Raw genomic sequence first — 17,760 nt, forward strand, 5'->3', positions numbered from 1 at the left:
TCATTTCAGTGCTTGGCCACCGAGGTGCTGAGGCCCAGATAGTCGAGCAGGATGCGGCCGGTCTCGGACAGGTAGGCATCGTCCTCGGGCTTGGTATCGTCCGGCTCGGCGGGCAGGGCGTCCTCGTCTTCCTTTTTAAGTTCCTTGAGCGGCTCTTCGCCCTTGGCCTTGCGGCGGATGTTCTCCAGCGCCAGCTGCTTGGCCTCGATCTCATCGTGGCGGGCACGACGTTGCTGCTCGTTGAGGCTGACGGTCTTCTCGTTCATCAGCTTCTGGGTCAGCGCCAGGCGGTCGCGGATGTAGACGAACTCGGCATCCTTGTCACTGCGCGCCTCATGCTGCGCCTTGAGCTGGGCCAGGAACGGCTTGAACGGATCGGAAGCCGGTTTGACCACCGGGCGGATGGTGTCCCACGGCATGGCCTCCGGCAGGGCGCTTTCGCCGATTTCCTTGGTGTCGATGATCGACGGATAGGCGATGTCCGGCAGCACGCCCTGATGCTGGGTGCTCTGCCCGGAAACCCGGTAGAACTTGGCCAGGGTCAGCTTGAGCTCGCCGTGGTTGAGCGGCTGGATGGTCTGCACGGTGCCCTTGCCGAAGGTCTGGCCGCCGATGATCAGCGCGCGGTGGTAGTCCTGCATGGCACCGGCGAAGATCTCCGAGGCCGAGGCCGACAGGCGGTTTACCAGCAGCGCCAGTGGGCCTTTGTAGAAGGCGCCCGGGTTCTCGTCCTCGAGCACGTCGACACGGCCGTCGGCGTTGCGCACCAGTACGGTCGGGCCCTTTTCAATGAACAGGCTGGTCAGCTCGGTGGCTTCCTGCAACGAGCCGCCACCGTTGTTGCGCAGGTCGATGACCACGCCGTCGACTTTTTCCTTCTGCAGCTCGGTGAGCAGCTTCTTCACGTCGCGAGTGGTGCTCTTGTAGTCCGGATCGCCAGCGCGATAGGCCTTGAAGTCCAGGTAGAAGGCCGGGATCTCGATGATTCCCAGCTTGTAGTCGCGCCCGTCCTGCTTGAGCTTGAGCACCGACTTCTTCGCCGCCTGCTCTTCGAGCTTGACCGCTTCGCGGGTGATCGAGACGATCTTGCTGGTCTGGTCGTTCGGCGCGTTGCTGGCCGGAATCACCTCCAGGCGCACCACCGAGCCTTTCGGGCCGCGGATCAGCTTGACCACTTCGTCCAGGCGCCAGCCGACCACGTCGACCATTTCCTTGTTGCCCTGGGCCACGCCGATGATCTTGTCGGCCGGGGCGACCTGCTTGGTCTTGGCGGCAGGGCCTGCCGGCACCAGGCGCACAATCTTGACCTGGTCGTTGTCGCTCTGCAGCACCGCGCCGATGCCTTCCAGCGACAGGCTCATGTTGATGTCGAAGTTCTCGGCGTTGTCCGGCGACAGGTAGTTGGTGTGCGGGTCGTAGGACTGGGCGAAGGTGTTGATGTAGGCCTGGAAGATGTCTTCCGCGCGGGTCTGGTCCAGGCGCGCCAGCTGGTTCTTGTAGCGCTTGATCAGGGTTTCCTGGACCTGCTTGAGTTCCTTGCCGGAGATCTTCTGGCGCAGCACCTCGTCTTTCACGCGCTTGCGCCACAGGTCGTCGAGTTCGGCCTGGTTCTTCATCCACGGCGCGTCCTTGCGGTCGACCAGCAGGTCTTCCTTGACGGTGAAGTCGATCTTGTCGACGCCCTTGTTCAGCTCGCCCAGGGCATAGTCCAGACGCTGCTTCACGCGGTCCAGGTAGCGTTTGTAGATGGTGAAGCCGGGTTCGAGGTTACCGCTCTTGAGGAAGTCGTCGAACTGGGTCTTCCACTTGTCGAATTCGGCGATGTCGGCCGCGGTGAAGTAGCTGCGCGACGGGTCGAGCAGCTTGATGTAGCTGTCGTAGATGATGACCGAGCGGGCGTCGTCCAGCGGCGGCTTGCTGTAGTGGTGGCGCTTGAGCAGCTCGACGATGTTGAGGCTGGCCACGACTTCGTCGCGGTCCGGCTGCAGGCTGTCCCACTTGTTGGCGGCGGCCGCATTGCCACCGAGCGTGAGGCTGCCCAGGCCGATCATGAGGGCGAGGGCGGTGCTGGGGAGGAAATGCTTCATGCTGATTCGACGTGGAGGCAATTGATCACGCATAGTAGGCCGTCTTATCCGTTCGCCGGTTCCATCGGAGCCGGACGCATACTGCAAAAAGCCTGGGACTTGGCGTTCCCAGGCTCGGTCATATGATTCAACTATGGAGGCACTGTGAAGGCATTGCAAGGCGTTGACGGACATGTGGCGTGGGTCGAGGCCGAGCGCCCGGCCTGCGATGCCGGGCAGGTGCGCATTCGCGTGGCCGCCGCCGGGTTGAATCGTGCCGACCTGCTGCAGCGGGCCGGGCTGTACCCGCCACCGCCCGGCGCCAGCCCTTATATGGGCCTGGAGTGCTCGGGGATCATCGAGGAGGTCGGGGCCGGCGCCGACTGGCGCGTGGGCGACCGGGTCTGCGCGCTGCTGGCCGGTGGCGGCATGGCCGAGGAGGTCGTGGTCGACGCCCGGCATGTGTTGCCGGTGCCTGAGGGCCTGAGCCTGCACGAGGTGGCGGCGGTGCCCGAGGTGTATGCCACGGCCTGGTTGAACATCTTCCAGTTGGGCGCATTGAAAGCCGGTGAGAAGGTGCTGGTGCATGCCGGTGCCAGTGGCGTGGGCTCCGCGGCGATCCAGCTGTGCAAGGCGTTCGGCAACCCGGTGTGGGTCAGCGTTGGCTCAACGGAGCGCCTGGCCTATTGTCAGTCCCTTGGCGCCGCGGGCGGCGTGGTGCGCAATGGCAACCTCGACGACCTGGAACTGCTTGGGCCGTTCGATGTGATCCTCGATCCGGTGGGCGCCAGCTATGGCCCGCTCAACCTCAAGCTGCTGGCCCGTGACGGGCGTTGGGTGATCATCGGCCTGATGGGCGGTCGCAAGGTCGAGCTGGACCTGGCGCTGGTGCTGGGCAAGCGCCTGGAGATTACCGGTTCGACCTTGCGCAATCGTGATGACGCGTTCAAGGCAGAGTTGTTGCGCGAGCTGCGCCAGCAGGTGTGGCCGCTGTTCGCCGAGGGGCGCCTGTCGCCACAGCTGGTCGACACCTATCCGGTGGCGTTCGCCGAGGCGGCCTATGCGGAACTGGCGAGCAACCAGGTGTCCGGCAAGCTGGTGTTGGTGATTGATCCGACGCTCGTTTGATCTGGGCGCATGGCCCTTTCGCGGCACAAGGCCGCTCCTACAGGGATCGCGCAGACTGCCTACGGCACCAGGATGGTGTCCCGGGCCTCGGGCAGCATCCCCGGGTAGTCCAGGGTGTAGTGCAGGCCCCGGCTTTCCTTGCGTTGCATGGCCGAGCGGATCATCAGCTCGGCCACCTGCGCCAGGTTGCGCAGCTCGATCAGGTCGCGGCTGACCTTGTAGTTGCTGTAGAACTCGTCGATCTCGTCCAGCAGCATGCGCACCCGGTGCTCGGCGCGTTGCAGGCGCTTGCTGGTGCGCACGATGCCGACATAGTCCCACATGAACCGCCGCAGCTCGTCCCAGTTGTGGGCGATGATCACGTCCTCGTCCGAGTCGGTCACCTGGCTTGCGTCCCAGCAGGGCAGGGCGCGGGGCATGGCCACCTGGTCCAGGCGCGCCTCGATGTCGGCGGCGGCGGCGCGACCATAGACAAAGCATTCGAGCAGCGAGTTGCTGGCCATGCGGTTGGCACCGTGCAGGCCGGTGAAACTGGTCTCGCCGATGGCGTACAGGCCGGGCACGTCGGTGTGGCCGTGCTCGTCGATCATCACCCCGCCGCAGGTGTAGTGGGCCGCCGGCACCACCGGGATCGGCTGGCGGGTGATGTCGATGCCGAAGGTCAGGCAGCGTTCGTAGACTGTCGGGAAGTGGCTGGTGATGAAATCGGCCGGCTTGTGGCTGATGTCCAGGTAGACGCAGTCCACGCCCAGGCGCTTCATTTCGTGGTCGATGGCGCGGGCGACAATGTCCCGTGGCGCCAGCTCCTCGCGCGGATCGAAGCGCGGCATGAAGCGCTCGCCATTGGGCAGGCGCAGCAGGGCGCCCTCGCCGCGCAGGGCCTCGGTGATCAGGAAGCTTTTGGCCTGCGGATGGTACAGGCAGGTCGGGTGGAACTGGTTGAACTCCAGGTTCGCCACCCGGCAGCCGGCGCGCCAGGCCATGGCGATGCCGTCGCCGCAGGCGCCGTCGGGGTTGCTGGTATACAGGTAGACCTTGGCCGCGCCGCCGGTGGCCAGCACGGTGAAGCGTGCGCCGAAGGTGTCCACCTCACCGGAGTTGCGGTTCAGCACGTAGGCGCCCAGGCAGCGGTCGCCGTCCAGGCCCAGGCGGCGCTCGGTGATCAGGTCGACCGCCACGCGCTGCTCGAGCAGTTCGATGTTCGCGCGTTGCCTGGCCTGTTCCAGCAGGGTGGTGAAGATCGCGGCGCCGGTGGCATCGGCGGCATGGATGATGCGCCGGTGGCTGTGGCCGCCCTCGCGGGTCAGGTGGAATTCGAAGCCGCCGTCGTCGACGCTGTAGTGCTCGTCGCGGGTGAACGGCACGCCTTGCTCGATCAACCACTGGATGGCCTCGCGGCTGTGCTCGACGGTGAAGCGCACGGCGTCCTCGTGGCACAACCCGCCACCGGCGTTGAGGGTGTCTTCGACATGGGACTGCACGGTGTCGGTGTCGTCGAGTACCGCGGCGACGCCGCCCTGGGCCCAGAAGGTCGAGCCGTTGGCCAGGTCGCCCTTGCTCAGCACGGCGATGCGCAGGTGGCGCGGAAGGTTCAGTGCCAGGCTGAGACCGGCTGCACCGCTGCCGATCACCAGGACATCATGTTGGAATTGTTGGCTCATGTCGGGACACTAGTAATCTTTGGAAGGGGCACGGCACAATAGTCAAGCGCAGATGGCACTGTGAAACTATCGTGAAACCTGGCCGGGATGCCTTTATAGCAGCCCCGGGCGCCTGATTTCCAATGGCGCATATGGGGTGGTGGCGATCTTTTTAGGAACTTTCCGATACTCTTGGAAATCCTATGAAGGCTGCCCGTACGCCACAGATTGCCGCGGCGACGCAAGGCGGCAGCTCTATCTTGGGCTGACACCTGCGTAACGAAACCAGATTATCGACGCAGCCGGCCGTGACCGCGCTGCGTCTTTCGTGCGAGCCGACCAAGGGCCGCAGGAAACTTGCTTGGAGGGGAGAACTTTTGCGCAAAGCCCGAGTCTATGGTTGCAAGCCTGAACGATGGCTGTTGCAGCGCTCCTTCGAGATCACTGAGGAGTGTTCATGCTAACCCAGGAAGAGGATCAGCAGCTTGTCGAGCGCGTGCAGCGTGGCGACAGGCGAGCTTTCGATCTGTTGGTGCTGAAGTATCAGCACAAGATTCTCGGGTTGATCGTGCGTTTCGTACACGACACCCATGAGGCGCAGGACGTGGCGCAGGAAGCCTTCATCAAGGCATACCGAGCGCTTGGGAATTTTCGCGGTGACAGTGCTTTCTATACCTGGCTGTACCGAATCGCTATCAACACGGCGAAGAACTACCTGGTGTCCCGCGGCAGACGGCCACCAGACAGCGATGTGAGCTCCGAGGATGCGGAGTTTTACGACGGCGATCATGGTCTCAAGGATCTCGAGTCCCCAGAGCGCGCGTTGTTGCGGGATGAAATCGAAGGCACTGTCCATCGCACCATCCAGCAACTGCCGGAAGACCTGCGTACAGCATTGACGCTGCGCGAGTTCGATGGACTGAGTTACGAGGACATTGCCAGCGTCATGCAATGTCCAGTGGGTACCGTGCGCTCTCGAATCTTCCGCGCTCGGGAGGCCATAGACAAAGCCCTGCAACCCTTGTTGCAGGAAACCTGAGACAGCGGCGACAGCCAAGAGAGGAACCGCCATGAGTCGTGAAGCTTTGCAGGAATCGCTGTCCGCGGTGATGGATAACGAAGCGGACGAACTGGAACTGCGTCGCGTGCTGAACGCCGTCGACGATGCCGAAACCCGTGCCACCTGGTCGCGTTACCAGGTCGCCCGCGCAGCCATGCACAAGGAGCTGCTGCTGCCCAAGCTGGACATCGCCTCGGCGGTTTCCGCGGCACTGGCCGACGAGGCCGTGCCGGCCAAGGTCAAGCAGGGCCCGTGGCGCAGCCTCGGCCGCCTGGCCGTGGCCGCTTCGGTGACCGTTGCCGTGCTGGCCGGCGTGCGTTTCTACAACCAGGACGAGATCACCGGTGCCGAGCTGGCCGCCCAGCAGCCTGCCCAGCAGGGCCTGAGCATGCCACAGGCGCAAGGCCCAGCCGTATTGGCAGGCTATAGTGAAGGCAACGAGCAACCGACCGGGCCGATGGCCAACGGTGTGCTGCAGAACCAGGCCGGCTGGGATCAACGCCTGCCGGGCTACCTGCGCCAGCACGCCCAGGAGTCCGCGCTGAAAGGCAACGAGACCGCGCTGCCTTACGCCCGCGCCGCCAGCCTGGAAAACCGCTAAGTTAAGGAGGATCATGCGCGCGCTACCTCTCCTGTCGCTGCTGCTTGGCAGCAGCCTGACGGTGCAGGCCCTGGCCGCCAATTCCTCGCCTGAGGCGAGCGAGTGGCTGAACAAGCTGGCACGGGCCGAGCAGCAGCAGAGTTACCAGGGATCCTTCGTCTACGAACGCAACGGCAGCTTCTCATCCCACGATATCTGGCATCGCGTCCAGGATGGCAAGGTCAGCGAGCGGCTGCTGCAGCTCGACGGCTCGGCCCAGGAAATCGTGCGGGTCGATGGCAAGGTGCAGTGCGTCAGTGGCAACCTGGTCAGCAGCGTGGGCACACCGCCGGACAGCGCCCCGCGGGTGCTCGATCCCCTGAAGCTCATGAGCTGGTACGACCTGAGCGTGGCAGGCAAGTCACGCGTCGCCGGGCGCGACGCGGTGATTGTCGCGCTCACCCCGCGTGACCAGCATCGCTATGCCTTCGAATTGCACCTGGACCGCCGCACCGGCCTGCCCCTGCGTTCGTTGATGCTCAACGACAAGGGCCAGTTGCTCGAGCGCTTCCAGATGACCCGGCTGGACACCGACGCTGTGCCAACCGACGCCGAACTGGCTGCCGGTGCCAGCTGCAAGCCAGTCGAACGTCCGGTGGCCGGCACAGCCGAAACCGTCGCCGGATGGCGTTCGGACTGGCTGCCGCCGGGGTTCGAGCTGGTCAACAGTTCGGTTCGCCGCGACCCTGAGCGCAAGAGCAACGTCAGCAGCCTCATGTATGACGACGGCCTGGCCCGTTTCTCGGTGTTCCTCGAGCCGATCGGCAACGAGGCCGGTGTCGATACCCGTGCCCAACTCGGCCCCACCGTCGCGGTGTCGCGGCGCCTGAACACACCCAAGGGCAAGGTAATGGTCACCGTGGTCGGCGAGATCCCGCTGGGCACCGCCGAGCGTGTCGCCCTGTCGATGCGGGCCCAGGATGCCCAGACGCGTCAATGACGGCGCGCCTTCTGACAGCTCTTGTTACACAGAGCTGACATGAAATTAAGGCATTGTCATTTGCAATCCTGCCGCAAATTTTCTATAGGTCAGGCTTCTCGGAGTCTGGCCTTTCCTGCGTCTGCGGGAACCTTACTGCTAACTACGCTCGTTGTGACGGGAGCCGTATGTCAATACCACGCTTGAAAACCTACCTATCGATGTTCGCCGCCGTGCTCATGCTCGGCCAGGTGCTCAGCGCCCAGGCCGAGGAGTCCCTGCCGGACTTCACCACCCTGGTCGAGCAGGCCTCGCCAGCGGTGGTCAACATCAGTACCAAGCAGAAGCTGCCGGATCGCCGCATCGCCGCCGGGCAGATGCCGGACCTCGAAGGCCTGCCGCCGATGTTCCGCGAGTTCTTCGAGCGCAATATGCCGCAGCAGCCGCGTTCGCCCCGTGGCGACCGCCAGCGCGAGGCGCAGTCGCTGGGCTCGGGCTTCATCATCTCCAGCGATGGCTATGTGCTGACCAACAACCACGTGGTGGCCGACGCCGACGAGATCATCGTCCGTTTGTCCGACCGCAGCGAACTGCAGGCCAAGCTGGTAGGCACCGACCCGCGCACCGATGTGGCCCTGCTCAAGGTCGAAGGCAAGAACCTGCCGATCGTCAAACTGGGCGACTCGGAGAAGCTCAAGGTTGGTGAGTGGGTGCTGGCCATCGGCTCGCCGTTCGGCTTCGACCATTCGGTGACCAAGGGTATCGTCAGCGCCAAGGGCCGCACCCTGCCCAACGACACCTATGTGCCGTTCATCCAGACCGACGTGGCCATCAACCCGGGCAACTCCGGTGGTCCGCTGTTCAACATGAAGGGCGAGGTGGTGGGTATCAACTCGCAGATCTTCACCCGTTCCGGCGGCTTCATGGGCCTGTCGTTCGCCATCCCGATCGACGTGGCGATCGATGTGTCGAACCAGCTGAAGAAAGACGGCAAGGTCAGCCGCGGCTGGCTGGGCGTGGTGATCCAGGAGGTCAACAAGGACCTGGCCGAATCCTTCGGCCTGGACAAGCCGGCCGGCGCCCTGGTGGCCCAGGTCCTGGAAAACGGCCCGGCAGCCAAGGGCGGCCTGCAGGTGGGTGACGTGATCCTGAGCATGAATGGCCAGCCGATCGTCATGTCCGCCGACCTGCCGCACCTGGTTGGCAGCCTCAAGGACGGCGAGAAGGCCAAGCTGGAGATCATCCGCAACGGCAAGCGCCAGAACCTGGATGTCACCATTGGCGCTTTGCCAGAGGATGACGCCGACATCGGCCTGGGCGCGGGTGCCGATGGCAGCGCCGAGCGCAGCAGCAACCGCCTGGGCGTATCCGTGTCCGACCTGACCGCCGAGCAGAAGAAGTCGCTGGAGCTCAAGGGCGGCGTGGTCATCAAGGAAGTCCAGGATGGTCCGGCGGCCATGATCGGCCTGCGTCCGGGTGATGTCATCAGCCACCTGAACAACCAGGCCATCGCCTCGGCCAAGCAGTTCACCGAGATCGCCAAGGAGCTGCCGAAGAACCGTTCGGTGTCCATGCGCGTGCTGCGTCAGGGGCGTGCGAGCTTTATCACCTTCAAGCTGGCTGAATAAGCGGGTTGAACGGTAGGGAAAGGGCAGCTTCGGCTGCCTTTTTTCATGAAATTTCACAATTCCCTGTAGGAGCGGCCTTGTGCCGCGATCGGGTGCGCAGCGGCCGCAGAGGCGCTGTCACCGCTCGCCAGGTGCAGCGCATGCTGGATATTGCGGCCGCTGCGCGCCCGATCGCGGCACAAGGCCGCTCCTACAGTGCGTGAGTACACCCGATAGAGGAATCTCCCATATCCCTCCGGCTTGAGGTACAATTCCCGGCTATTTTTCGGCGGGCGTCCGGCTCGCAGCCTTTTCGAGTGTTGACCCGTGAGTGATTTGAGTCATATCCGCAATTTCTCCATCATCGCCCACATCGACCATGGCAAGTCGACGCTGGCCGACCGTTTCATCCAGATGTGCGGTGGCCTGACTGCGCGCGAAATGGAAGCTCAGGTTCTCGACTCCATGGATCTCGAGCGCGAGCGCGGTATCACCATCAAGGCCCACAGCGTCACGCTGCACTACAAGGCTCAGGATGGTAAGACCTACCAGCTGAACTTCATCGATACCCCCGGCCACGTCGACTTCACCTATGAAGTCTCGCGCTCGCTGGCGGCGTGCGAAGGTGCGCTGCTGGTGGTCGATGCCGGTCAAGGTGTCGAGGCCCAGTCCGTGGCCAACTGCTACACCGCCATCGAGCAGGGCCTGGAAGTCATGCCCGTGCTGAACAAGATGGACCTGCCCCAGGCCGACCCGGACCGCGTCAAGGACGAGATCGAGAAAATCATCGGCATCGACGCCACCGACGCCGTGGCCTGCAGCGCCAAGAGCGGCATGGGCGTCGACGAGGTACTCGAGCGCCTGGTGCAGACCATCCCCGCGCCGGAAGGCGAGATCGATGCGCCGCTGCAGGCGCTGATCATCGACTCCTGGTTCGACAACTACCTGGGCGTGGTCTCGCTGGTGCGCGTGCGCCAGGGCCGCGTCAAGAAAGGCGACAAGATCCTGGTCAAGTCCACCGGCAAGGTGCACCTGGTCGACAGTGTCGGCGTGTTCACGCCCAAGCACACCCAGACCGCCGACCTTAAAGCCGGTGAAGTGGGCTTCATCATCGCCAGCATCAAGGACATTCACGGCGCGCCGGTGGGTGACACCCTGACCCTGTCCAACACCCCTGAAGTCGAAGTGCTACCAGGCTTCAAGAAGATCCAGCCGCAGGTCTACGCCGGCCTGTTCCCGGTCAGTTCCGACGACTTCGAGGATTTCCGCGACGCCCTGCAGAAGCTCACGCTGAACGACTCGTCGCTGCAGTACATGCCGGAAAGCTCCGACGCCCTGGGCTTCGGCTTCCGTTGCGGCTTCCTCGGCATGCTGCACATGGAGATCATCCAGGAGCGCCTGGAGCGCGAATACGACCTGGACCTGATCACCACCGCGCCAAGCGTGATCTACGAGCTCGAACTCAAGACCGGCGAGACCATCACCGTCGACAACCCGTCGAAGCTGCCGGACGTCTCGGCGGTCAACGACTTCCGCGAGCCGATCGTCACCGCGACCATCCTGGTGCCACAGGAGCACCTGGGCAACGTCATCACCTTGTGCATCGAGAAGCGTGGCGTGCAGCGCGACATGCAGTTCCTCGGCAGCCAGGTGCAGGTGCGCTACGACCTGCCGATGAACGAAGTGGTGCTGGACTTCTTCGACCGCCTGAAGTCCACCAGCCGCGGCTACGCCTCGCTGGACTACCATTTCGACCGCTACCAGTCGGCCAACCTGGTCAAGCTGGACGTGCTGATCAACGGCGACAAGGTCGATGCCCTGGCCCTGATCGTGCACCGCGACAACGCCGCCTACAAAGGCCGTGCGTTGACCGAAAAGATGAAGGAACTGATCCCTCGGCAGATGTTCGATGTGGCGATCCAGGCAGCCATTGGCGGCCAGATCATCGCGCGGACAACCGTCAAGGCGCTCAGAAAGAACGTACTGGCCAAGTGCTACGGTGGTGACGTCAGCCGTAAGAAAAAGCTGCTGGAGAAGCAGAAGGCCGGTAAGAAACGCATGAAGCAGGTGGGTAACGTGGAGATTCCACAGGAAGCCTTCCTTGCCGTGCTCAGGTTGGATAGCTAGGTCCTATGTCGCTAAATTTCCCGCTGTTGCTCGTCATCGCCGTCGCCGTCTGCGGTCTGTTGGGTCTGATCGACCTGCTGTTCCTGGCCCCGCGCCGGCGGGCGGCGATCGCCAACTACCAGGGCAGCGTCAGCCAGCCCGAAATGGCCGTGGTTGAACGTCTGAACAAGGAGCCCTTGCTGGTTGAATACGGCAAGTCGTTCTTCCCGGTGCTGTTCATCGTGCTGGTGCTGCGTTCGTTCCTGGTCGAGCCGTTCCAGATCCCGTCGGGGTCGATGAAGCCGACGCTGGAAGTGGGCGACTTCATCCTGGTGAACAAGTTCTCCTACGGCATTCGCCTGCCGGTGATCGACAAGAAGGTCATCGAGGTGGGCGATCCGCAACGCGGGGATGTGATGGTGTTCCGCTACCCGAGCGACCCCAACGTCAACTACATCAAGCGTGTGGTCGGCCTGCCGGGCGACGTGGTGCGCTACACCAGCGACAAGCGACTGTTCGTCAATGGCCAGTCGATCGCCGAGCAACTGGTCGGCAGCGAGCCGGGCACTCTGGGCAGCGCCGAGCTGTACAAGGAAAAACTCGGTGAAGCCGAGCACCTGATCCGCAAGGAAATGACCCGCTACCGCATGCCGCCGGACCAGCAATGGACCGTGCCGGCGGGTCATTACTTCATGATGGGCGACAACCGCGACAACTCCAACGACAGCCGTTTCTGGGATGACCCGAACATTCCCAAGGAGCTGCACGGCATGGTTCCGGACCGCAACATCGTCGGCAAGGCGTTCGCGGTGTGGATGAGCTGGCCGGAGCCGAAACTCAGCCACTTCCCGAACCTGTCGCGGGTCGGGCTGATCCATTGAGTAACGACGGCGCTGTCCACGGACAGCGCCGATTGCATTTCTGACATAGGCTGTGTTCTCAGGGAGCGAGAGCTTTCGCCGTTTCCGGCGACAGACCGCAGTCAAACCGTCTTTCAGGATGTTGATTTGAACAACGCGTTGAACATTGCACGGGTGGCCCCATGAGCGCTTCCCTGGCCCGCCTGGAGCGCAAGCTCGGCTACACCTTCAAGAACCAGGACCAGATGCTGCTGGCCCTGACCCATCGCAGCTATGCCGGGCGCAATAACGAGCGCCTGGAATTCCTCGGCGATGCCATCCTCAACTTCGTGGTCGGCGAGGCGCTGTTCGAGCGCTTCCCGCAGGCCCGCGAAGGCCAGCTGTCGCGTCTGCGTGCCCGCCTGGTCAAGGGCGAGACCCTAGCCCGCCTGGCCCGTGGCTTCGACCTGGGCGAGTACCTGCGCCTGGGCTCGGGCGAACTCAAGAGCGGGGGCTTTCGTCGCGAGTCGATCCTCGCCGACGCCCTCGAGGCCCTGATCGGCGCCATCTACCAGGACGCCGACATGCAGACCGCCCGCGAGCGTATCCTGGCCTGGCTGACCGATGAATTCGACGGACTGACCCTGGTCGATACCAATAAGGACCCCAAGACCCGCCTGCAGGAGTTCCTGCAGTCGCGTGCCTGCGAGCTGCCACGTTACGAAGTGGTGGACATTCAGGGCGAACCGCACTGCCGGACCTTCTTCGTCGAATGCGAAGTGGTCCTGCTGAACAAGAAAAGCCGCGGCCAGGGCGTGAGCCGGCGTATCGCCGAGCAGGTCGCCGCCGCCGCCGCATTGATCGCCCTGGGCGTGGAGAATGGCAATGACTGAGAACACTTCGACCCGCTGCGGCTACGTGGCCATCGTCGGTCGCCCGAACGTGGGCAAGTCCACGCTGCTCAACCATATCCTCGGGCAGAAGCTGGCGATCACCTCGCGCAAGCCGCAGACCACCCGTCACAACATGCTCGGTATCAAGACCGAGGGTGACGTGCAGGCGATCTATGTCGATACCCCTGGCATGCACAAGGCCAACGACAAGGCGCTGAACCGCTACATGAACCGCAACGCATCGGCGGCCCTCAAGGACGTCGACGTGGTTATTTTCGTGGTCGACCGCACCAAGTGGACCGACGAGGACCAGCTTGTGCTGGAGAGGGTACAGTACGTCACCGGCCCTCTGATCATTGCGGTCAACAAGACCGACCGCATGGAAGAGAAGGCCGAGCTGATCCCGCATCTGCAATGGCTGCAGGAACAACTGCCGAACGCCGAAGTGATGCCGATCTCCGCGCAGCAGGGGCACAACCTCGAAGCGCTGGAAGCCCAGATCGCCAAGCACCTGCCGGAGAACGAACACTTCTTCCCGGAAGACCAGATCACCGACCGCAGCAGCCGCTTCCTCGCCGCCGAACTGGTGCGCGAGAAGATCATGCGCCAGCTCGGTGCGGAGCTTCCGTACCAGATCACCGTGGAGATCGAGGAGTTCAAGCAGCAGGGTCATGTGCTGCACATCCATGCGCTGATCCTGGTCGAGCGTGACGGGCAGAAGAAGATCATCATTGGCGACAAGGGCGAGCGTATCAAACGCATCGGTTCCGAGGCGCGCAAGGACATGGAAGTGCTGTTCGACTCCAAGGTCATGCTCAACCTCTGGGTCAAGGTCAAGGGTGGTTGGTCCGACGACGAGCGCGCCCTGCGTTCGCTGGGTTACGGCGACCTGTAAGCCCAAGCACTTCACCTGTAGGAGCGGCCTTGTGTCGCGAAAGGGCTGCGCAGCAGCCCCCAAGATCTCGACTGATACGTAGATCCCTGGGGCCGCTGCGCGGCCCTTTCGCGACACAAGGCCGCTCCTACAGGGGATTCTGTCAAATCTGGGTTACGAGATTCGTCATGGAACAACCCACCCCCCAACCCGCCTATGTGCTGCACAGCCGCGCCTACAAGGAAACCAGTGCGCTGGTGGACTTCCTCACCCCCCAGGGGCGGATGCGCGCGGTGCTGCGCCGGGCGCGGGGCAAGGGTGGCAGCTTGGTACGGCCGTTCGTGCCGCTGGAAGTCGAACTGCGCGGGCGCGGTGAACTGAAGAACGTCGGTCGCCTGGACAGCATCGGTATCGCGGCCTGGCTGCATGGCGATGCACTGTTCAGCGGGCTCTACCTCAACGAGCTGCTGATGCGCCTGCTGCCCGCCGAGGCGCCGCATCCGGCGTTGTTCGAGCACTACACCCTGACCTTGCAGGCCCTGGCCGCCGGACGTCCGCTGGAGCCGCTGCTGCGCTCCTTCGAATGGCGCCTGCTGGACGAGTTGGGCTATGCCTTTGCCCTGGACCATGACGTCAACGACAGTGTCGTTGTCGCCGAAGGGCTCTATCGCCTGCAGGTGGACGCAGGCCTTGAGCGGGTCGAGCTGTTCCAGCCGGGACTGTTCAAGGGCAGCGAGCTGCTGGCCCTGGCCCAGGCCGACTGGGAGGCGCCCGGTGCCTTGCTTGCCGCCAAGCGCCTGATGCGCCAGGCCCTGGCGGTGCATCTGGGGCCCAAGCCGCTGGTCAGCCGGGAACTGTTTCGCAAGCGCTGATCAGCACGTATGCTGTGGCCCTCAACCTTCAGGAGTGCCCCTTCGTGACTCACAGCAACCGCATGCTTCTCGGCGTCAACATCGACCACGTGGCGACCCTGCGCCAGGCCCGGGGCACCCGCTATCCGGACCCTGTCAAGGCCGCCCTGGACGCCGAGGAGGCGGGTGCCGACGGCATCACCGTGCACCTGCGCGAAGACCGCCGGCATATCCAGGAGCGCGACGTGCTGCTGCTCAAGGACGTGCTGCAGACCCGCATGAACTTCGAGATGGGCGTCACCGAAGAGATGATGGCCTTCGCCGAGAAGATTCGCCCGGCGCATATCTGCCTGGTACCGGAAACCCGCCAGGAACTGACCACCGAGGGCGGCCTCGATGTGGCCGGCCAGGAGGCACGGATCAAGGCGGCGGTCGAGCGCCTGTCGCGCACCGGCGCTGAAGTGTCGCTGTTCATCGATGCCGACGAACGTCAGATCGAGGCTTCGCGTCGCGTCGGCGCGCCGGCCATCGAACTGCACACGGGGCGCTACGCTGACGCCGAGACGCCGACCGAGGTGGCCGAGGAGCTCAAGCGTATTGTCGATGGCGTGGCATTTGGTGTTGGCCAGGGGCTGATCGTCAATGCTGGCCATGGCTTGCACTACCACAACGTCGAGGCCGTCGCGGCAATCAAGGGCATCAATGAACTGAACATTGGCCACGCGCTGGTGGCCCATGCGCTGTTCGTCGGCTTCAAGGCGGCGGTGGCGGAGATGAAGGCGCTGATCGTCGCCGCTTCGCGCTGAGTCGATCGCGGGGCAAGCCCGCTCCCACGCATTTGTTTGAGCTTCTGTGGGAGCGGGCTTGCCCCGTGATAGCTTTACTCGGCCTTGAACACCAAGGTAAACCGAGTCGGCCCTTCGACCTGGCTGCTCACCTCGACCCGCCCCCCATGCAGCTGCATGATCGATTTCACGATCGCCAGCCCCAACCCCGTCCCGCCTTCCAATCGCGAACGCCCGGCCCCCGCCCTGTAGAACCGCTCGAACAGGTGCGGCAAGTGCGCCTCGCTAATCCCCAGCCCGCGATTTTCCACCCACACGCCGATCTGGTCGCCGATTCGCTCGATGCCCACGGCCACCGGCTGACCTTCAGGGCCATGGCGAATCGCATTGCTGAGCAGGTTCGACAGCGCCCGCTGGAACATCAGCTTGTCCGCCAGTGCCGTTCCCCAGCCCTGCAGGTGCAGGGAAATGCCCTTGAGTTCGGCGCTGAAGGTGAACAGCTCGCTCACCCGCGCCACTTCGTCCGCCAGCGCCACGGGAACCAGGGCCACCTGGGTCTGCGGCTGGCTGACCTGGGCCAGGAACAGCATGTCGTTGATGATGCGGTTGAGCCGGGTCAGCTCCTCGACGCTGTCTTCCAGTGCCTCGCGGTACTTGTCACCATCACGCTCGCGGGCCAGGGTCACCTGGGCCTTGCCCATCAGGTTGCCGATGGGCGTGCGCAGTTCGTGGGCCAGATCATCGGAGAACTGCGACAGCTGGCGCACGCCCTGGTCGAGCCGGTCGAGCATGACGTTGATGGCGCGGGCCAGGTCGGCCAGTTCGGCGGGCAGGCCCTCGCCCGGCAGGCGATGCTCCAGGTCCTGGGTCGAAACCTGCCCGGCGATCCGGCGAAAGTGCCGCAGCGGGCGCAGGCCGCGCTGCACCAGCTTCCACGCGGCGATGCCGATCAGCACCAGCAGCAGCGGCAGGGCCAGCAGGGTCGAGTGCAGGTAGGCCTGCAACAGGCTGTTGTCGTCGCTGCGGTTGAGCGACATCAGGACCTTGACCGGGGTGTCGTCGCGCAGGCGCATCAGACGGCTGGCAGTGAGAATCTGGTTGCCATCGTCGTCGCGCCAGGTGTGGAAGGTCAGCCGGTTGTCGGCCTCCTGGTTCAACAGGTGCTGTGACTGCAGCGCCGGCCCCAGGCTGAGCAGGGCGGGGTGGCGGCCGTTGACGGCCAGCACGCTGAGGCTGAGGTTGTCGTGGCCCATGACCAGGTCGAGCAGGGGGTGGGCGCGGGCGCCGAGGTCATCGCTGCGCAGATCGACGCGCAGGTTGTGTTCGACCTGCTGCATCTTGCGCGCCAGGTCCTTGCGCGCCCGGCTGTCCAGCTCATGATCGAGGGCGAATACCGCCAGGCACGCCAGCAGCAAGACCAGCGCTGCCCCCAGCAAGGTGACGGTCAGGCCCAGGCGCAGCGACAGGCTGGGGCGCTTCACGTCCGTGCCTCGAGGACGTAGCCGACGCCGCGCAGGGTGTGGATCAGCTTGTCCTCGAACGGGTCGTCGATCTTTGCCCGCAAGCGGCGGATCGACACTTCCACCACGTTGGTGTCGCAATCGAAGTTCATATCCCACACCAGCGAGATGATCTGTGTGCGCGACAGCACCTCGCCGCTCTGGCGCATCAGCAGGTGCAGCAGGGCGAATTCCTTGGCGGTCAGGTCGATACGCTGGCCGCCGCGCCAGGCGCGGTGGCGGCCGGGGTCGAGCTCAAGGTCGGCGACTTTCAGCGTGCTCGGCTGCAGGTGCTGGTCGTTGCGCCGCAACAGGCTGCGGATGCGCGCCAGCAGTTCGGGAAACTCGAAGGGCTTGAGCAGGTAGTCGTCGGCGCCCAGGTCCAGCCCCTTGACCCGGTCGGCCAGACGGCCATGGGCGGTGAGCATCATGATCCGCGTCGAGGATTCGGCGCGCAGGCGCTGCAGCACGCCCCAGCCATCGAGCCCGGGCAGGTTGACGTCGAGGATCACCAGGTCGTACGCCTGCTGGCGGGCCAGGTGCAGCCCGTCGGTGCCAGTGTGGGCGCAGTCGACCACGTAGCCGTTCTCGCGCAGGCCCTGTTGCAGGTAGTCGGCGGTGCGGGGTTCGTCCTCGATGATCAGTAGGCGCATGGTCGGGCTCTGTGTGGAAAGGGGGCGATTCTCGACCCTGTAGTGACATCAGGGTCAAGCGGCGAGGATGTTACTGGATGCGAATGGGCAAGCGGCGGGAATAACGGATTTGTAATACGCGGGTCATGTGCCTGACAGGGCCGCCGCCATCATGGGACAAGCCCACTTCCACAAAACCAGCAGGATCCCGTGGGAGCGGG

The 17,760-nt window shown here is 64.1% G+C and carries 15 protein-coding genes; 11 read left to right on the top strand and 4 right to left on the bottom strand.

The window, feature by feature from the left end; all coding sequences use genetic code 11:
* Positions 1-5 precede the first annotated feature (5 nt).
* Positions 6-2,087 (bottom strand): carboxy terminal-processing peptidase, encoded by a 2,082-nt coding sequence (locus tag V0R62_RS04625; protein WP_330102930.1) that lies wholly within the window; start codon positions 2,085-2,087, stop codon positions 6-8.
* Between the two features lie 144 nt (positions 2,088-2,231).
* Between V0R62_RS04625 and V0R62_RS04630 the strand changes: the two genes are divergently transcribed.
* Complete coding sequence (locus V0R62_RS04630) at positions 2,232-3,194, top strand: NAD(P)H-quinone oxidoreductase (RefSeq protein WP_330102931.1); 963 nt, start codon at positions 2,232-2,234, stop codon at positions 3,192-3,194.
* Between the two features lie 59 nt (positions 3,195-3,253).
* Here the strand turns inward: V0R62_RS04630 and nadB are convergent, their stop codons facing one another.
* Positions 3,254-4,855 (bottom strand): L-aspartate oxidase, encoded by a 1,602-nt coding sequence (gene nadB, locus V0R62_RS04635; RefSeq protein ID WP_330102932.1) that lies wholly within the window; start codon positions 4,853-4,855, stop codon positions 3,254-3,256.
* A gap of 436 nt (positions 4,856-5,291) precedes the next feature.
* On the opposite strand from nadB, the gene rpoE reads away from it, so the two are divergent.
* From rpoE to pdxJ, 10 genes are all read left to right on the top strand, one after another.
* Positions 5,292-5,873, top strand: a complete 582-nt coding sequence (gene rpoE, locus V0R62_RS04640; protein WP_010220971.1) for an RNA polymerase sigma factor RpoE — start codon at positions 5,292-5,294, stop codon at positions 5,871-5,873.
* Between the two features lie 31 nt (positions 5,874-5,904).
* Positions 5,905-6,495 carry a sigma-E factor negative regulatory protein gene (locus tag V0R62_RS04645; protein ID WP_050703985.1) on the top strand — a complete coding sequence of 197 codons (591 nt, stop codon included), beginning with the start codon at positions 5,905-5,907 and terminating at the stop codon, positions 6,493-6,495.
* A gap of 13 nt (positions 6,496-6,508) precedes the next feature.
* Positions 6,509-7,474, top strand: a complete 966-nt coding sequence (locus tag V0R62_RS04650) for a MucB/RseB C-terminal domain-containing protein (protein WP_330102933.1) — start codon at positions 6,509-6,511, stop codon at positions 7,472-7,474.
* Between the two features lie 200 nt (positions 7,475-7,674).
* On the top strand, positions 7,675-9,081 hold the full coding sequence (locus V0R62_RS04655) for a DegQ family serine endoprotease (RefSeq protein WP_408005628.1): 1,407 nt from the start codon (positions 7,675-7,677) through the stop codon (positions 9,079-9,081).
* A 306-nt stretch (positions 9,082-9,387) separates the two neighbouring features.
* The gene (lepA, locus tag V0R62_RS04660) at positions 9,388-11,187 is read left to right on the top strand and encodes a translation elongation factor 4 (RefSeq protein WP_110739522.1); all 1,800 of its coding nucleotides are present in this window, start codon (positions 9,388-9,390) and stop codon (positions 11,185-11,187) included.
* A 5-nt stretch (positions 11,188-11,192) separates the two neighbouring features.
* On the top strand, positions 11,193-12,047 hold the full coding sequence (gene lepB / locus V0R62_RS04665; RefSeq protein WP_110739523.1) for a signal peptidase I: 855 nt from the start codon (positions 11,193-11,195) through the stop codon (positions 12,045-12,047).
* Positions 12,048-12,208: 161 nt separating this feature from the next.
* Positions 12,209-12,898, top strand: a complete 690-nt coding sequence (rnc, locus tag V0R62_RS04670) for a ribonuclease III (protein WP_028690123.1) — start codon at positions 12,209-12,211, stop codon at positions 12,896-12,898.
* The gene (gene era / locus V0R62_RS04675) at positions 12,891-13,793 is read left to right on the top strand and encodes a GTPase Era (RefSeq protein ID WP_028690122.1); all 903 of its coding nucleotides are present in this window, start codon (positions 12,891-12,893) and stop codon (positions 13,791-13,793) included. Before rnc ends, era begins: the two co-directional genes overlap by 8 nt.
* A 167-nt stretch (positions 13,794-13,960) precedes the next feature.
* Positions 13,961-14,644, top strand: coding sequence for a DNA repair protein RecO (gene recO, locus V0R62_RS04680; protein WP_330102935.1), 684 nt, complete (start codon positions 13,961-13,963; stop codon positions 14,642-14,644).
* A 62-nt stretch (positions 14,645-14,706) separates the two neighbouring features.
* A complete protein-coding gene (pdxJ, locus tag V0R62_RS04685; protein WP_189656959.1) occupies positions 14,707-15,429 on the top strand; it encodes a pyridoxine 5'-phosphate synthase in 723 nt (240 codons plus the stop codon).
* A 74-nt stretch (positions 15,430-15,503) separates the two neighbouring features.
* On the opposite strand, the gene V0R62_RS04690 is transcribed toward pdxJ, so the two are convergent.
* Complete coding sequence (locus tag V0R62_RS04690; protein WP_330102936.1) at positions 15,504-16,889, bottom strand: heavy metal sensor histidine kinase; 1,386 nt, start codon at positions 16,887-16,889, stop codon at positions 15,504-15,506.
* Positions 16,886-17,560: a heavy metal response regulator transcription factor gene (locus V0R62_RS04695; protein ID WP_050703990.1), complete on the bottom strand. Its 675-nt coding sequence runs from the start codon at positions 17,558-17,560 to the stop codon at positions 16,886-16,888. The genes V0R62_RS04690 and V0R62_RS04695 overlap by 4 nt, the downstream gene beginning before the upstream one ends.
* Positions 17,561-17,760 lie beyond the last annotated feature (200 nt).

Origin of the sequence: Pseudomonas carassii (assembly GCF_036324045.1) — a bacterium.
Taxonomy (GTDB): Bacteria; Pseudomonadota; Gammaproteobacteria; order Pseudomonadales; family Pseudomonadaceae; genus Aquipseudomonas; species Aquipseudomonas peradeniyensis.

Bases quoted from the DNA above. Each gene is read 5' to 3' on its own strand.
- V0R62_RS04625 (WP_330102930.1), bottom strand. From the start codon at position 2,087: ATGAAGCATTTCCTCCCCAGCACCGCCCTCGCCCTCATGATCGGCCTG.
- nadB (WP_330102932.1), bottom strand. From the start codon at position 4,855: ATGAGCCAACAATTCCAACATGATGTCCTGGTGATCGGCAGCGGTGCA.
- rpoE (WP_010220971.1), top strand. From the start codon at position 5,292: ATGCTAACCCAGGAAGAGGATCAGCAGCTTGTCGAGCGCGTGCAGCGT.
- V0R62_RS04645 (WP_050703985.1), top strand. From the start codon at position 5,905: ATGAGTCGTGAAGCTTTGCAGGAATCGCTGTCCGCGGTGATGGATAAC.
- V0R62_RS04650 (WP_330102933.1), top strand. From the start codon at position 6,509: ATGCGCGCGCTACCTCTCCTGTCGCTGCTGCTTGGCAGCAGCCTGACG.
- V0R62_RS04655 (WP_408005628.1), top strand. From the start codon at position 7,675: ATGTTCGCCGCCGTGCTCATGCTCGGCCAGGTGCTCAGCGCCCAGGCC.
- lepB (WP_110739523.1), top strand. From the start codon at position 11,193: ATGTCGCTAAATTTCCCGCTGTTGCTCGTCATCGCCGTCGCCGTCTGC.
- rnc (WP_028690123.1), top strand. From the start codon at position 12,209: ATGAGCGCTTCCCTGGCCCGCCTGGAGCGCAAGCTCGGCTACACCTTC.
- era (WP_028690122.1), top strand. From the start codon at position 12,891: ATGACTGAGAACACTTCGACCCGCTGCGGCTACGTGGCCATCGTCGGT.
- recO (WP_330102935.1), top strand. From the start codon at position 13,961: ATGGAACAACCCACCCCCCAACCCGCCTATGTGCTGCACAGCCGCGCC.
- pdxJ (WP_189656959.1), top strand. From the start codon at position 14,707: ATGCTTCTCGGCGTCAACATCGACCACGTGGCGACCCTGCGCCAGGCC.
- V0R62_RS04695 (WP_050703990.1), bottom strand. From the start codon at position 17,560: ATGCGCCTACTGATCATCGAGGACGAACCCCGCACCGCCGACTACCTG.